General features: G+C 62.8%; 12 protein-coding genes. 6 read left to right on the top strand and 6 right to left on the bottom strand.

Annotated elements, in window-relative coordinates:
• The 4 genes from EBB59_RS09310 to EBB59_RS09295 form a co-directional block, all read right to left on the bottom strand.
• A partial coding sequence (locus EBB59_RS09310) for an RHS repeat protein (protein WP_147455557.1) occupies positions 1-1,897 on the bottom strand: 1,897 nt, incomplete at its 3' end.
• Positions 1,898-2,086: 189 nt separating this feature from the next.
• The gene (gene fabI, locus EBB59_RS09305; RefSeq protein ID WP_122101886.1) at positions 2,087-2,857 is read right to left on the bottom strand and encodes an enoyl-ACP reductase FabI; all 771 of its coding nucleotides are present in this window, start codon (positions 2,855-2,857) and stop codon (positions 2,087-2,089) included.
• A gap of 65 nt (positions 2,858-2,922) precedes the next feature.
• Positions 2,923-4,089 carry an acetate/propionate family kinase gene (locus tag EBB59_RS09300; RefSeq protein ID WP_122101885.1) on the bottom strand — a complete coding sequence of 389 codons (1,167 nt, stop codon included), beginning with the start codon at positions 4,087-4,089 and terminating at the stop codon, positions 2,923-2,925.
• Positions 4,086-5,480 carry a bifunctional enoyl-CoA hydratase/phosphate acetyltransferase gene (locus tag EBB59_RS09295; RefSeq protein ID WP_122101884.1) on the bottom strand — a complete coding sequence of 465 codons (1,395 nt, stop codon included), beginning with the start codon at positions 5,478-5,480 and terminating at the stop codon, positions 4,086-4,088. The genes EBB59_RS09300 and EBB59_RS09295 overlap by 4 nt, the downstream gene beginning before the upstream one ends.
• A gap of 374 nt (positions 5,481-5,854) precedes the next feature.
• Here EBB59_RS09295 and EBB59_RS09290 point away from each other — a divergent pair, with 374 nt between their 5' ends.
• The 6 genes from EBB59_RS09290 to EBB59_RS09270 all read left to right on the top strand — a co-directional run bounded on the left by EBB59_RS09290 (position 5,855) and on the right by EBB59_RS09270 (position 13,586).
• Positions 5,855-6,958: a L,D-transpeptidase family protein gene (locus EBB59_RS09290; protein ID WP_147455556.1), complete on the top strand. Its 1,104-nt coding sequence runs from the start codon at positions 5,855-5,857 to the stop codon at positions 6,956-6,958.
• Positions 6,959-7,291: 333 nt separating this feature from the next.
• Positions 7,292-8,506, top strand: coding sequence for an efflux RND transporter periplasmic adaptor subunit (locus EBB59_RS09285; RefSeq protein ID WP_158601764.1), 1,215 nt, complete (start codon positions 7,292-7,294; stop codon positions 8,504-8,506).
• 5 nt (positions 8,507-8,511) lie between these two features.
• Positions 8,512-10,476, top strand: a complete 1,965-nt coding sequence (locus tag EBB59_RS09280) for a MacB family efflux pump subunit (protein WP_122101881.1) — start codon at positions 8,512-8,514, stop codon at positions 10,474-10,476.
• Positions 10,473-11,900, top strand: coding sequence for an efflux transporter outer membrane subunit (locus tag EBB59_RS09275; protein WP_122101880.1), 1,428 nt, complete (start codon positions 10,473-10,475; stop codon positions 11,898-11,900). Before EBB59_RS09280 ends, EBB59_RS09275 begins: the two co-directional genes overlap by 4 nt.
• Before the next feature lie 184 nt (positions 11,901-12,084).
• The gene (locus EBB59_RS13495) at positions 12,085-12,501 is read left to right on the top strand and encodes a hypothetical protein (RefSeq protein ID WP_147455555.1); all 417 of its coding nucleotides are present in this window, start codon (positions 12,085-12,087) and stop codon (positions 12,499-12,501) included.
• 200 nt (positions 12,502-12,701) lie between these two features.
• On the top strand, positions 12,702-13,586 hold the full coding sequence (locus EBB59_RS09270; protein ID WP_147455554.1) for a hypothetical protein: 885 nt from the start codon (positions 12,702-12,704) through the stop codon (positions 13,584-13,586).
• Between the two features lie 208 nt (positions 13,587-13,794).
• Here the strand turns inward: EBB59_RS09270 and EBB59_RS09265 are convergent, their stop codons facing one another.
• Both EBB59_RS09265 and glnA read right to left on the bottom strand, forming a co-directional pair.
• Complete coding sequence (locus EBB59_RS09265) at positions 13,795-14,559, bottom strand: TorF family putative porin (RefSeq protein ID WP_122101878.1); 765 nt, start codon at positions 14,557-14,559, stop codon at positions 13,795-13,797.
• A 184-nt stretch (positions 14,560-14,743) separates the two neighbouring features.
• Positions 14,744-16,153 (bottom strand): type I glutamate--ammonia ligase, encoded by a 1,410-nt coding sequence (glnA, locus tag EBB59_RS09260; RefSeq protein WP_122101877.1) that lies wholly within the window; start codon positions 16,151-16,153, stop codon positions 14,744-14,746.
• Positions 16,154-16,319: the final 166 nt, after the last annotated feature.

Genomic DNA, 16,319 nt, shown 5'->3' with positions numbered 1-16,319 from the left:
AGGTTTCTTGGGAAACCCACTGACCGGCGGCATCCAGCACTCGGCGCGCCACGGGTACGTTCAGCGTGGCGTGCCAGTCCGTTTGTGTGGTGCGCTTATCGCCGGTAGTGTCGTTCGCCGCTTCGATTTGTTGTATCAGCAAGCCACGCGCGTTGTAATCAAGATCTGTTGTCACCCCGGAGAAGTCCGTCGATATATCCGGATAACCGTTTGTGTCATAGATAATTTTCTTGGATTTTCCACCACAAGCTTTGCACGAATTGCTCGTATCAGTCAGCTTGATCAACCCGTCGATACTAGAAAACGCCTGCCTGACGGTATTTCCCAATGGAGTTGTGTAAGAGCTGCTTAAATAGCCCTCCATTTCATATGTGTATTTATTTACGCCCCCATCCATATTTGGCGCATTGACTGTAGACTCCAAATATCCAGCACCTGGCACATAGTTATAATGTGCGTAATGCACCCCACTCTCATCGTATATATCGGTCAGTCGCCCAGAAATTCCATAACGATATTGCTTGCTCTTCAAGTCTGCATACTTGACCTTGGTCAAATAACCATTTTCCTGTTGATACTTTATGAAAGCCCCATCAGGTAACTCAACAGATGAAAGGAATTTACTGTTCGAATGATAATTTAATTTAATAAACCTCCCTTTTTCATCCATCACCTTGACAAGCTTTCCGTCTTCATCGTAGGAAAGCTCCATGACACTTCCTGATGCTTCTTTTATGCGGGACAGACGACCATTCTGGTCATACGTTTCAAGGTCATTGCTTGATGTAAGAAGTACCCAAGAAACAATGCCGCCCTTTTCATCAAGCTTGCGCATCAGTGTTTCCGCTCCATCCTCCCATGGCTGAATCAGTTGCCCTGAATTATTGAAGGCCTTGACTTTTCCATCGGGAAGCCTGACAACCGCTAGCAGCGAATCCGAACCCAAGTAAGGATAAATCCGTTTATCGTAGTTGTGCCTCCACCCATAACCTATAATTTGGTCATTCAATTGCCCCAGAACCTGCGGGACCACACCGCTATCATAAAAACCCTCTAGATTCCAATGCCTAACCCACTTCAACCCACCACCTGACCGGCGGAAATCTTCCTCCGTCATCACCTTGGCAAGCCTTGGCATGAGAACGGGGTTATTGATTGGACACACGGCCTCCTGCTCTTTGGAACAACCAACCTTAACGCCTGCACTGTCATATAGAAAATTATATCCAGGAGGGCACTTCAGGCTTCTGTTCCTGGTGGATAGAAACTCTGCATCATAGGGCTTACCGTATTCACACCCATATTGACCACCAAGATCACCAAAACCTTTATCCTTCCCTTCAAACGAAAGCAGCCTACAACTGAAAACTTCGACTCCAGAGTCGAAGCGGCGACTATCAGAGCAAAAATCCTCATATCCGCTACCTGCCGGCGCTCGCCCCCATCCCGTATCACTTGAATTACCGCTTAAGCCGCAAGCAAACCAGGCATCTGCCACAGACCGACTCATGGAAAAGATATTTTTCTCTGTCCATTCGGCAGCACCCGTACAATCTTCTACGCCATTATTATCAATATCTCCGAGCACACCGCCCCGGCCTTTGCATTCGGCCCTCCAATCCCTCAAGTCCGCACGATCAAAAGTGATTCCGGAGGAGTATGACCACGGGGACATTTGCAAAGGAACGCAGAACTGATTACCCCCCTTTTCAAGACAGTAGGGATGATTGACCTGCGCATATGCCAAATCAACGCCAAGAAGACATCCCAAAAAACCAATAAAGGGGATTTGAATCGCACGCTTGAATTGAACCCCTCTTGCTTGCAGGATTACATCACGCACAAAAACTGCAATTGCAGCCATGACGGAAACACGCACTAAAAATCCTTCAGTCATACCCACCCCCAATCAACCATCAATTTAGAGCACTGGCTTTTACCAAAACGGACCCCTCGCATACTTTCTCAACCCCACGAAGGTACGGAAACCTAGCCTGAGGCATTCCCCTACGGAATTTATCCTCTAAACACGGTCAACTTGCAAATCAACCAAACAACATGTGCCACCGCCTTCAAGAGCAACACCTCACGCCATCACATGAAACCCCGCGTCAGCATAAGTGACCGAACCGGTCATCGGGGCGCCGGCGTCGCTGGCGAGGAAGGCGGCGATGCGGCCGATCTCGGCGACGTCGATCAGTTTGTTGGCCGGGGTGCGTTCGCGCACGCGGTCGAGCAGTTCGTCGAAGCGGCCGATGCCCGACGCCGCGCGCGTCTTCACCGGCCCGGTGGAAAGCGCGTGGACGTGGATACGCTGGGCGGCGAGGTCGGCGGCCAGGTAACGCACGCTCGATTCCAGCGCGGCCTTGACCGGGCCCATCAGGTTGTAGTGCTCCACCACGCGTTCGGCGCCGAAGAAACTCACCGTCAGCAGCGCGCCGCCGTCGGGCATCAGTGGGCGCGCCAGCCGCGCCATGCGGATGAAGCTGTGGCAGGAGACGTCCATCGCCATCGCGAAGCCCTCGGCGCTGCATTCGCTGAGTGGCGCGTGCAAATCCTCGCGCGGGGCGAAGGCGATGGAATGGAGCACGAAGTCGAGCCGGCCCCAATCGCGTTCGATGCGTTCGAACACCGCTTCCAACTGGCCCGGCTCGCGCACGTCGCAGGGCACGATGATCGGCGCTTCCAACGCCTCGGCCAGTGGCCGCACGTGCGGCTCGGCCTTGGCGTTGAGGTGGGTGACGGCAAGTGCCGCCCCCGCCTCGCGGAAAGCCCGGGCGCAGCCGTGGGCGATGCTCTCGGCATTGGCGATGCCGACCACCAACCCACGTTTTCCGGCCAGATCGACGATGGACATGGATACTCCTGATGCGCGGTTTCCGCGCGGTGATGGTGATTGGAGCGATGCGCGGACGATCCACGCTAAAGCAGGCCGGCGACGCTTCTGGCGATGACCCGTTCCTCGTCGGTGGCGATCATGCGAATGGCGATGCGGCTGCCTTCGGCATCGAGCACGCGCTCGGCGCGGGCGTTGGCCCCGGCGTCGATCTTCGCGCCCAACCATGACAGCCATTCGCACACGCGGGCGCGGATCGGCGGCTGGTTTTCGCCGATGCCGGCGGTGAACACCACGCCATCCAGCCCACCCAGCGTGTTGGCCAGCGCGCTGATACCCCGAGCGATGCGGAAGCAGAACAGATCGATCGCCTCCGCCGCTTCCGGCGCACCGCTCTCCAGCAGCACGCGGGTATCGGCGCTGATGCCGGAGACGCCCTTCAGGCCGCAATCGTGATAAAGCCAGTGCTGCAATTCGTCCACGCTCATGCCGCGCTGCTGTTGCAGATAAAGCGGCACGCCGGCATCCAGCTCGCCGGGGCGGGTCGCCATCGGAATGCCATCGAGCGCGGAGAAACCCATGCTGGTGTCGCGGCTCACCCCATGCTCCAGCGCGCACAGGCTGGCGCCGCTGCCCAGATGCGCCACCACCAGTTTCTTCGCCAGCAATGCCGGTTCCCGGCGGCGCAGTTCCTCGGCGATGAACTGATAGGACAGGCCGTGGAAACCGTAGCGACGCACGCCCTCGTCATGCAGCGCGCGCGGAATCGCCATGCGCTTGGCCAGCGCCGTCTGGGTGTGATGGAAAGCGGTATCGAAACAGGCGATCTGCGGCTGCCCGGGCCGGGCGCGGCGCATCGCCCGTATCAGCCTGAGGCCGGCCGGCTGGTGCAGCGGCGCCAGCGGCGCGAGCGCATCGAGCTTGGCGATGACCGCTTCGTCCAGCACCACCGGCGCGACGAATTCCGCGCCGCCGTGGACGATGCGATGGCCGGCGGCGGCGAAAGCGGCCCCCGGCCAGCGCGCGTCGATGATATCGAGCACGGCTTCGATCACTTCGCCCAGGTCGTCGGTGATGCGCGCCTGCAACGCGAACATCTCGCGGCAGCCGTTTTCGTCCAGCCGCAGCTGCAACGGTTCGAGACGCAGGTCGAGCACGCCATCGGCCAGCATGCGCACGTCGCCGCCGGAAGCTTCGAACACCCCCAGTTTGATCGTCGAGGAACCGGCATTGAACGTGAGGATTCGGCTCATGCGGCACCCTCCGCCGTCTTGGTGTGAGCGACGATCCGCGCCAGCGCGATCGAGGCCAGCCGCGTGCGCACGCTGTCGGCGCGGCTGGTGAGGATGATCGGCACCTTGGCGCCCAGCACCAGCCCGGCGCTATCGGCGCGGGCGAAATACATCAGTTGCTTGGCGGCGATGTTGCCGGCCTCCAGGTCGGGCGCCAGCAGGATGTCGGCCTGCCCGGCGACGCGCGATTCGATGCCCTTCTCCCTGACCGCATCCATGTCGATGGCGTTGTCGAAGGCCAGCGGGCCATCGACCAGGCCGTGCTCGATCTGCCCGCGCGCGGCCATTACCGTGAGCGCGGCGGCATCCAAGGTGGAAGCCATCTTCGGGTTCACCGTTTCCACCGCCGCCAGCACCGCCACCTTCGGCTCGCGCACACCGAGCGTGCGCGCCAGATCGATGGCGTTCTGGGCGATGTCGCGCTTCTGTTCCAGCGTGGGCGCGATGTTGATCGCGCCATCGGTGACTATCAGCAGCTTGTCGTAGGCCGGCACGTCGAACAGGAAGACGTGGCTCAGCCAGCGGTCGGTGCGTAGGCCATTGTCGCGCGCCACCACCGCCGAAAGCAGTTCGTCGGTGTGCAGGCTGCCCTTCATCAGTGCGTCCACCTCGCCGGCGCCCGCCATCTGCGCCGCCTTCAGCGCGGCGGCGTGGCTGTGCGGCACGTCGATGAGCTCGATGCCATCGATCGACACCCCGGCCGATTTCGCCGCCGCCTCGATCCGCCCGCGCGGCCCCACCAGCACCGGCACGAACAGACGGTCGTCGCTGGCCTCCACCGCCGCGGTGATCGACCGCTCGCTGGTGGGCTGCACCACCGCCGCGCGCAGCGGCGGCAGCAGATAGGCGCGCTTCATGCCGAGATCGAAGATGCGGTGACGGTTGACCTGCACCTCCGGCATCTCGGTGCGGTTGAGTTCGTGCTTGACGGTGGGCGCGATGACCTCGGCGCTACCGGTCAGCACCGGGCGGCCATCGGCATCGCTGCACAGGCAGTCGAACACCACCACTTTTTTGTCCTCGCGCTTCTCGCGCACGCTGATCCGCGCGGTAATGATGTCGCCCGGCCGCACCGGGCGCTTGAAACGCATGTCCTGCCCCAGATAAACGGTGCCGGGGCCGGGCAACTCGTTGCCGAGCAGCGCCGAGATCAGCGAGGCCGTCCACATGCCATGCACGACCACCTGGCCGAACCGCTCGCCGGCGGCGAAATCCGCATCCATGTGCGCGGGATTGATATCGCCCGAGGTGGCGGCGAACAACGCGATGTCCTGCAAGGTGGCGGTGCGGATCAGGGTGGCGGAATCGCCGATCTGAATCTCATCGAACGTGCGGTTGCTGATCTGGTTCATGGCTTCGAGGGGGGAGGAAAAAGGTATTCATCTTTACCATTCCTTCCCGAATTCCGCATTGCCTCGGCTCAATCCGCCATTCCAGCGCGGCCGGCCATGGGGCCTGGCGCGCGCGGCCAGCCGCCGCTGGAAACCTTCGGGCCAGCCAGCCATTCGCGGCGAATCGCCGCGTTGTCCGCATGCCTCCGGCCAGACCGGAGCGCTTGCGTGGCGGCCCATCCCGCCAGTGCTTTGGCTTTGGCTTTGGCTTTGACCCCGGCCTGAACGGCACACACCCGATCCCGGGGTTTCACGCGGCGATCCCGGTCCGGCTTCCAGCATGGCGCCCCAACGCTCACGACGAAAAACGACGCCCGATGACAACGCACCGCGCCATGCCACTCGCCATTTGCATCGCCCTTGCCCTGGCCGCCTGCGGCGACGCGCCGGCCCCGCCGCCAGCGGCCGGCCCATCCCCCGCCAAGCCGGCCACGCCAATGCCCGAACCCGCGTCGGCGACACCGCCCGCCGCCCCCACCCCAGCCACACCCGCCCTGTACGGCCCGGACGGCTATCCACTCGCGGCGGTCGATACCAACGCCCCCGCCCCCCGGGCCGCCAGCGGCCAGCTCGCCAACGAAGCCAGCACCACCGACGGCCCCGACGGCGTGCTGCGCGCGCAGGTGCTGCTGTTGCGGGCGCATTTCTCCACCGGCGAGATCGACGGCAAGAACGGGATGAACGTCGAAAAAGCCGTGCGCGCCGTCCAGAAGGATCGCGGCATCGAGACCACCGGCAAGCTGGACGAAGCCACCTGGGCCGAACTGAACAAGGACTCCGCCCCGGCGCTCGTCAGCTACCGCCTGACCCAGCAGGACATCGACGGCCCCTACGCCAAGACCCCGGCGCGCGCCGAGGACAAGGCGAAGATGGAACGCATCGTCTACCAGGATCTGCGCGAAGCGCTGGGCGAGCGTTTCAACGTCAAACCGGAATTCCTCGACACCCTCAATCCCAACGCCGATTTCACCAAGGCCGGCACCGCTCTCGTCGTTCCCTATACCCGCCCGGCGCAGGAAATCCGTCCCGCCGCCCGGATCGTCGTCGACAAGTCCGATGCCGCCCTGCAATTGCTGGACGAAGCCGGCAAGGTCTATGCCCAATTCCCCGCTTCCACCGGCTCATCGAAATTCCCGCTGCCGATCGGTGAATGGAAACTCACCTCGGTGGTGCACAACCCGGATTACCGCTACGACCCGGACATCCTCGTCGGCCAGCCCAAGGACGCCAAGCCGGCCACATTGCCCCCCGGCCCCAACGGCCCGGTGGGCATCGTCTGGATGGGCATCGACAAGGCGCACTACGGCATTCACGGCACGCCCGAACCCGGCCAGATCAGCCGCACCCAATCCTCGGGCTGCGTGCGGCTGACCAATTTCGCCGCCGAAGCGGTGGCCGGCGCGGTCAAGATCGGGACCCCGGTGACATTCCGCGAGTGAGCCGGCCGGGCTCGCGGGTCGTGGCGACCGGCGCACGGTCACAGCCAGCCGGCCAGCGCGTGCGGGATACCCACCCCCCAGTATCGAAAGCGGCCGCGGGAGCAGCCGCGCCGGGCCGCGCGCGCCACATCGGCCCGGCGCAGGGCGTCACCACGCCCGCCCGTCACGCGCCGCTGGTCGTAGGCCGAAAGCCGCGCCCGGCCGCCTTCCCCATGCGTCCGGACATGCCGCCGCCGCGCCCAGACGCGCGCGCCTTCGAATGCGTTGCTCGATATTCATCCATCGGCCACCGCGATGCCGCAATCTGAATACGAATCACCATTACGTTATCTCATGCCCTCCCCTGCCTCCTCCTTCGTCCGCGCGCATCGCTGGAAACTGCTGCTCCCCCCCCTCCTGCTGGCGGGCGTCACGCTGCAATTCACCGCGTGCAGCCGCTCGGAACCCGCTTCGGAATGGCTGACCGCGCCGGTGCGCAGCGGCCACCTGGAAGACACCGTGCTGGCCAACGGCGTCCTGCGCGCCAACACCCTGGTCAACGTGGGCGCCCAGGTATCCGGGCAGGTCAAGGCGCTGCACGTCAAGCTGGGCGACAACGTGCGCAAAGGGCAATTGATCGCCGAGGTCGACCCCACCGAACAACGCAACGCGCTTCGCGACGAACGCGCCGCCATCGCCGTGATGCGCGCGCAACGCGCCTCGCGCATCTCCGCGCTGGCACAGGCACGCGCCAACCTGACCCGACAACAGGCCATGATGCGCGAGGACGCCACCTCCAAACAGGACCTGCAAGCCGCCCAGGCCCAGTTCGAGAGCGCCAGCAGCGACCTGAAAGTACTGGACGCGCAATTGCGCCAGTCCGACATCAAACTCGAAACCGCCGCGACCAAGCTCGGCTATACCCGCATCGTCGCGCCGATGGACGGCGTGGTGGTGGCGGTGGTCACCGAGGCCGGGCAAACCCTCAACTCCGTGCAATCGGTACCGACGGTGATCAAGCTGGCCCGGCTTGATCCGATGCTGGTGGAAGCGCAGATCTCCGAGGCCGATGTGCCCAAGGTCAAGGCCGGAATGCCCGCTTGGTTCACCCTGCTGGGCGATGGCGAACGGCGCTACCAGAGCCAACTCAAGAGCGTCGATCCCGGCCCGACCGATCTGGCCAAGGAAACCTCCGCCGGCGGCGCCGGCGGCAACACCAACAACGCGGTGTACTACAACGCACTGCTGGAAGTGCCCAACCCCGATGGACAGCTGCGCATCGCCATGAGCGCGAAGGTGAGCATCATCACCCGTTCCGCCAAAAACGTGCTGATCGTGCCGTCCGCCGCCCTCGGCCAGCGTCAGGCGGATGGGCGCTACGCGGTGCGCGTGGCGCTACCCGGCAAGAACGGCGCGAAGACCCTCGACCAGCGCCTGGTGCGGATCGGCCTCGACAACCGCGTGAACGCGGAAGCCATCGACGGCCTGAAAGCCGGCGAGGAAGTGGTGATCGGCAAGGACACCAGCCGGCAACCGCTGGACATGGGCGGCGCGGAAGCCGCCGAGTGAGCACGATGGACACCGCCGCACCGCTGCTGCATCTCTCCGGCGTGGTGCGCGAATACCCCTCCGGGGACGGCGTGGTCGCGGTGCTGCGCGATGTCGAGCTGACCATCCGGCGCGGCGAGATGGTCGCCATCATGGGCCCTTCCGGCTCGGGCAAATCCACGCTGATGAACATCATCGGCTGCCTGGACCAGCCCTCGCGCGGGAGCTACCGCGTCGAAGGCGAGGAAACCCGCGACATGTCGCCCGATGCGCTGGCCGAGCTCCGGCGCGAACACTTCGGTTTCGTGTTCCAGCGTTACCAGTTGATCCGCGCGCTCTCGGCACAGGCCAACGTGGAGATTCCGGCCATCTACGCCGACACTCCGCCCGCGCAACGCGCCGAGCGGGCGCGGCAACTGCTGCAACGCCTGGGCCTGGGCGAACGCACCCAACATCGCCCCGGCCAACTCTCCGGCGGCCAGCAGCAGCGCGTCAGCATCGCCCGCTCGCTGATGAACGGCGGCCAGATACTGCTGGCCGACGAACCCACCGGCGCACTCGATAGCCAAAGCGGCATCGAGGTGATGGCGATCCTGCGCGAACTCAACGATGCCGGCCACACCATCATCCTGGTCACCCACGATGCCGAGGTCGCCGCCCAGGCGCACCGGGTGATCCGCATCCACGATGGGCGCATCGTCGCCGACGACGGCCCGGATACGCGGGGCATCGACAACGCGCGCGCGCATGCGCCACCGGCGCGCGCGCCGGGAAGCGCATCGCTGGCGGTGCGGCTGTCGCGTTTTTCCGAAGCCATGCAGATGGGATTGCGCTCGATGGTCGGCAACCGCCTGCGCACCTTCCTGACCATGCTCGGCATCATCATCGGCATCGCCTCGGTGATCGTGGTGGTGGCGCTCGGCACCGGCTCCAAGGACCGGATACTGGCCGACCTCAACACCGCCGGCGCCAACACCATCGAGGTCCATCCCGGCAGCGGCCCCGGCGACCGCAAGGCCGACAGCATCCGCACGCTGGTGCCCGCCGACGCCGAGGCGCTGGCCACCCTGCCCGGCGTGCTGGCAAGCTCACCCATCGTCCAGACCAACCAAACCGCAAGGGTGGAGAACCGCGAGAAAACCGTCTCCGTCTCCGGGGTCGGCGCGGACTACCCGCCAACCCGCGCGCTCACGCTGGCGCGCGGCCAATGGTTCGGCGCCGCCAGTGTACGGGCCATCGCCCAGGACGCCGTGATCGACGCCAACGCCCACAAGGCGCTGTTCGGCAACCGCCCCGACGTGATCGGCCAGACCTTGATGCTCGGCAGCACGCCGGTGCGCGTGGTCGGCGTCACCGGCAAATCGGAAAGCCCCTTCGGCGGCGATCGCGCCCTCAACATCTGGCTGCCCTACACCACCGTCATGGCCCGCATCAGCGGCAGTCACAACATCGCCAGCATCGTGGCGGCGCTCAAGCCCGACGCCGTGCCCAAGGAAGTCGAACGCGACGTGCAGCGCACCCTGACCATTCGCCACGGACGCCAGGACTTCTACACGCAGAACAGCGAAAAACTGCGCGAAATGGTCGAAAAGACCATGGCGACGATGACGCTGCTCATCTCCTCCATCGCACTGATCTCGCTGGTGGTCGGCGGCATCGGCGTGATGAACATCATGCTGGTGTCAGTCACCGAGCGCACCCAGGAAATCGGCGTGCGGATGGCCGTGGGCGCGCGGCAGGGCGACATCCTGCGCCAGTTCCTGATCGAGGCGATCTCGGTCTGCCTCGTCGGCGGCCTGCTGGGCATCGCGCTGGCATTCGGCATCGGCGCGCTGTTCTCGCTGTTTTTCAAGCAGTTCGCGATGGTGTTCTCGCCATCGGCGATACTCGTCGCGGTCGCCTGCTCCAGCCTGATCGGCGCCGTCTTCGGCTACCTTCCCGCCCGCAACGCCGCCCGCCTCAATCCCGTCGAAGCATTGGCGCGCGAATGAAACACGACCTCATGATCCCGACCGCCCCCCGGTTCCGCCGCCTCCCGCTTCCGCTGCTTCTGGCCGCGGCACTGACCGCCTGCCAAACCGGGCCGCGCGCCGATGCGCCGCCATTGCCGCCGCACTGGCAAGCCAGCACCGCCGCGGCGACGCCGCTGGCCGTCGCCACCGATCAGATCTGGTGGCGGGGCTTCGGCGATCCCGTGCTTGAGCGCATGATCGAATCCGCGCTCCTGCGCAACACCGAACTCGGCGCCGCCGCCTGGCGCATCCGCAATGCGCAGTTGCGCGCCGGCGCGGCGACCCAGGCGCTCTATCCCACCCCCTCCGCCAGCGCCAACGCCGGCGCGTCGAAGGGCGCGGCCCAGCCCGGCGCGCCGGCCCCCACCTGGCAGCGCAACTACGGCGCCTCCCTCGGCGTGAGCTGGGAACTCGACCTGTGGGGACGCCTGTCCGACCAGCGCAAAGTCGCCCTCTGGGAAGCCCGAGCCAGCATGGACGACCGCAGAGCGCTGGCGCTGGCGCTGAGTGGCAACGTCGCGCGGCAATACTGGCAGATCGCCCTGCTCCAGGCCCGGCGCGCGCGCGCCGAGGAAAGCCTCGCTGCCACCGAACGCATCTTCCAGCTCACCCGCGTGCAATACCGCGCCGGAGCGATTTCCGGCCTGGAACTCGCCCAGGCCGAACAATCGCTGCAAAACCAGCAGTCGCAGAAACTGCAACTGCAACAGCAGATACAGGAAGCGCGCAACACCTTCTCCCTGCTGTTCGACCTGCCCCCGCCGCAATTGCCCGATGGGCTGGCAATCGACCTCTCGCAGGCACTGCAAGCCACCGCCCCCCCGATCCCCGCCGGCATCCCCGCCGACGTGCTGACCCACCGCCCCGACCTGCGCGCCGCCCAGACACGGCTCGAAGCCAGCCTGCTCAACGTGCGCATCGCCCGCAAGAACTTCCTGCCCGGAATATCGCTGAGCGGCACGCTCGGCACCGGCGGCGCAGCGCTCAAGGACATCCTCGCCAATCCCACGCGAAGTCTCGGTGTCGGCCTTTCGCTGCCTTTCCTCAATGTCGGCGAACTGATCCGGCAACCCAGGATCGCCCGCAACGAATACGAAATCGCCGTGCTCGGCTACCGGCAGTCGGTCTACCGCGCCCTGTCCGAAGTGGAAAGCGCCTTGAACGCGCTCGACACACAACGGCAACAACTGAAATTACAGGACGAAGCCGTGACGAATGCCCGGCGCATCGCCCGCATGAACGAAGCCCGCTACCGCGCCGGCGCCGCCCCATTGCGTTTCTGGCTGGACGCCCAGGAGACGCTGCGCCAAGCCGAATTCGCCGCGGTCGACGCGCGCTTCAACACCCTGCAAACCGCCGCCAACCTGTATCTGGCGCTGGGCGGCGGCACCGGCGTTCGCTGAATGGGAAAGGCTTGCCCGGTACTGACTTCACCAACCCGGGCTACACCAAATCCATGGCGGCAAGGCCATCCCGAAACCGCATTTAATTAAAATTAAACAATTTAGATGCGTGATGTTAACGACCCCCTTGATACGACCCTCTTGCCGTCTTCAGTAAATCAGTTTGATTCCAGGGGAAATCACCGTGAAGGCCACCTCACCAATACTTTTGCTCTTCGCAATTGGTTCATTCACAGCCCTGCCAGCGCGCGCCCAGGACAGCGCAACCGATGAAGCACTCGACAAGGAGCTTCTGGAACGGCAAATCGCCCATAACGCGGCGCCAATAAAATCCGAACCCGAATTACGCCAATATATAGCTTCAGGAAAAGGGAATGCCCGCCCACTTTCTTATTTATCCGAAAGCGCCAGGAAAAGATTCATAAAAAGCCTGGTTTTCACGGAACGGGGATTGGCAAGCTTCGATTATTGGGATTTAAGGGCGGAATTGACGGCGGCGCAAGCATATGAAGTGTTGAGCCTGTTCGGCGCCCAGCGCTCGACGGGACCCATCCCCAATCTGCGCATAGTGAATGAACGGGATGCGGCCATATCCGAATAATCCACCAGTGGCGGCGGATCGCCCAATCCAGTCATCGACCATCCCGATTTCAAATGCGAATCCAGAGCGACGTGTGGTTACAACACCAACACCATCTGCATCCGCAGCAATTGCTGAGACCAAGATTCAACCAAGTGCGAACTCCCAGTTCCATCTCCCACCTTCTGCCAACAAGAACAGCACGGACCACTTTAATCCTTGTGGCCAGCCTGCTCGCGGCGAATGCCGTGGCGGGCAATGGCAAACAATTATCGGCGGAGGACGCATACGACCGGCTCCATTCCATAGAGCGACAAACATTCTCCCAACCCGAATCGCTACGACATCAGGCCATAGAAGACGAATACAACAAATTCTTCGGCCGGGAGCACTTTGAGAAAACACCTCGAGACCACATCGCCGATGAAGGTCTCGAATATTATTTCCGAGCCGCGCACATGGCTTTCTTCTACGGATTGAAACCGGGGTTCTCCGCGCGGCTTCACGCCATCGGCGACGAAATGGAGAAAAGGGGGCGCATCGACAACCAGCAACGGGGGGTATTGTACGAATCGATGATCCGCACGAGGCGTTTCGACGATGCCCGCCAGTATCTGGACAAACATCCAGGGTTGAACGTTGCCCCGCCGCCCACGGTCGAGGCGCGTCCGTCCGCCAAACTTGCCCTCTACTCCGTGGAGGCGGGCAGCCGCCTGAAAGAAATCGAAGCGCCGCTCGATGGACAGCCAACGCTGGTAGTGGTGTCGCACCCGCAATGCGCGTTTTCCAGGGCCGCCATGGAGGCGGCGGCCAAGGACCCACTCGTCTCCCAATCGCTTGGGCGCGTCCTGTGGATAACACCGCAGGATGGAAATCTCTACCTCAAGGAAATCCTGGCCTGGAACCAAGCGCACCCCGCCACCCAGGTATTCGTCACCAAATTCAAGTCCGACTGGCCGATGTTCGACGAACGGGCCACTCCCAGCTTCTACCTGCTGGTGGATGGCGTGGTGAAAAAGCACTTTTCCGGGTGGCCCAGAGACGACGGAAACATGCGAAAACTAAGGGAAATTTCCGAAACGTTGCGGCAAGAAACCAGTCGCTGAGCATTCGGATCGAAGGCGCTCATTCGGGCCGGCACCGGGTTTTGCGCACCCGTGGCATGAAGCTGTGCGATGCGCTTATCGCAATTGTTCCATGCCGCCCGGAACGATGAGGGGCGCACGCGCTTCATCGTCCTTCGACGAACAGGCGATGGCGGTGATGAAACCACCGCCATCGCCCTTGTTCAAGACGACCGGGTGAGGCCGAGCCTCAGAACTCCTTGCCGATCTTCATCACCAGGCGATCTTTCGCGATATTCCTTCCAAAGGCATTCGTGTAAAGCACGGCATTGGCATTGGTACCCACATAGGCCAGACCAAGCAGGAATCCATTTTCAAAACGGCGTGTCACACCGAGCTTCCAGTCGCTGTACTGGTATTCGCGCTTGCGCTTGATCCACTGCTTTCCGGCATGCGCATCCAGCGTCCAGCCGGGCCGGAACCGCCAGCTCGCGGACAACTCGAGATAGCCCGTGCCCGACCACCCCACCGCTAGCGCATGCGAATATTTGTATTCCGCCCCAACGGTGAAATCCGGGGTCGCGGCAAAATCCAGGCCGCCGTGCAAGGCAATCGTGTCGGCTCTTTTGAAGCCGGCGGGATAATTGCCCGGAAATCCGTAGTACGAAAGCCCTACCTCATAACTCCACGCCCGGGAAAGATTCCCGCGATGGCCGCCATAGACATCCACCTCCAGGCTGCTCGATATCGGCGCCGCGGCGGTGGAGAGGTCGGACAGCCAGCTGATATTGCTCCCCCAGGTGCCCACGTATATCCCGTTGCCAGCCTGATGCTCCATGCCCACCTGAAACGCGGGTTTTAGGTTGCTTTGCGACACCCCGCGAAACGCGTAATCGCTGACGATGGATGCGCTACCCGTGGTTTTGGCCTGCGCCGCCGCCCAGCCGGCGGGCAGAAGCGCCCCAACCATCAACACACATGTACGAAAGGCAACATCACCGCGCAAAATTCTCATGGACTGATTTCCCCTACCTTTTATTGGATTCGACCGTACGACATCCCCCCTTTATCGATATTACTACGATCGCCTGCTGATTTAGCAAGACCAGGCATCGGACGAAGGCGGACTCCCGAGAGGCGATCGGAACGGGCCATGTCCCGCTCCACCACCCCCCGCGGAATCCGCCGTGCGCCTTTCCTCAGATGGTGTAGTACATCTGGTATTCCAGCGGATGCGTGGCCGCGCGGAAGCTGGTGACTTCGCGCATCTTCAGCGCGATGTAGCCGTCGATGAAATCATCGCTGAACACGCCGCCGGCTTTCAGGAATTCTCGGTCCTTGTCCAGCGCCTCCAATGCCTGATCCAGCGAGTGGCAGACGGTGGGGATGTTCTTTTCCTCCTCCGGCGGCAGGTCGTAGAGATCCTTGTCGCTGGGGCCACCCGGGTCGATCTGATTCCTGATGCCGTCCAGGCCCGCCATCATCAACGCGGCGAAAGTGAGGTAGCCGGTGTTCATCGGGTCGGGGAAGCGCATCTCGATGCGGCGCGCCTTCGGGTTCGACACGTAAGGGATACGGCAGGAGGCCGAACGGTTGGAGGCCGAATAAGCCAGCATCACCGGCGCCTCGAAACCGGGCACCAGGCGCTTGTAGCTGTTGGTGGTGCTGTTGCTGAAGGCGTTGATCGCGCGCGCATGCTTGAAGATGCCGCCGATGTACCACAGCGCCATCTGGCTCAGGCCACCGTAGCCATCGCCGGAGAACAGATTTTGCCCGCCCTTGGCCAGCGACTGGTGCACATGCATGCCGCTGCCGTTGTCGCCGACGATGGGCTTCGGCATGAAGGTAGCGGTCTTGCCGTAGCGATGGGCGACGTTCTTGACGATGTACTTCAGCGTCAGCAGGTCGTCGGCCTTCTTGGTCAGGGTATCGAAGCGCACGCCGATCTCGCACTGGCCGGCATTGGCCACCTCATGGTGGTGTACTTCCACTTCCAGCCCGACCTGCTGCAACGTCTTGCACATCTCCGCCCGGATGTCGTGCAGCGAATCCAGCGGCGCGACCGGAAAATAGCCGCCCTTCACCATCGGCCGATAGCCGCTGTTGCCGTGGGCGTAGTCGCGGCTCGAGTTCCACGATGCTTCCTCTGAATCGACCTGGTAGAAGACGTGCCCCATGTCGTTGGCGAAACGCACCGAATCGAAAATGAAGAACTCCGGCTCCGGGCCGAAGAACGCCGCGTCGGCAATCCCGCTGGCCTTCAGATACGCCTCGGCGCGCTTGGCCACGCCGCGCGGATCGCGGTTATAGGCCTGCATGGTGGTGGGGTCGAGGATGTCGCAGGTCAGGACGACGGTCGGATCGGCGGTGAACGGGTCCAGGAAGGCGGTGGAAGCATCGGGCAGCAGCACCATGTCGGAATTCTGAATGCCGCGCCAGCCGCTGATCGAACTGCCATCGAACATGCGCCCGTCCTCGAACAGGGATTCATCGACAATCGAAGCCGGGAAGGTGACGTGATGCTGCACACCGCGCATATCGGCGAAGCGCAGGTCGACGAATTCGACCTTGTGATCCTTGATGAGTTTTTCGACATTTTCGATGGACATGGTTCGGGCCTCGGTGGTGGAAGTGGGGTGGACGCTCGCCCTCCAAGTTGAGAGCAAATGGCATGCCAACCTTTTGAAACCCATAACCAGTTGTTTTTGAAGGAATAAATAATCCGTACGCAACTCAATAAGCACTAATTTGGTGCAATATATTTTCAATATGCAT

This window comes from Solilutibacter pythonis (genome assembly GCF_003697345.1).
Taxonomy (GTDB): Bacteria; Pseudomonadota; Gammaproteobacteria; order Xanthomonadales; family Xanthomonadaceae; genus Solilutibacter; species Solilutibacter pythonis.
This window is presented reverse-complemented; position numbering and strand designations above follow the sequence as displayed.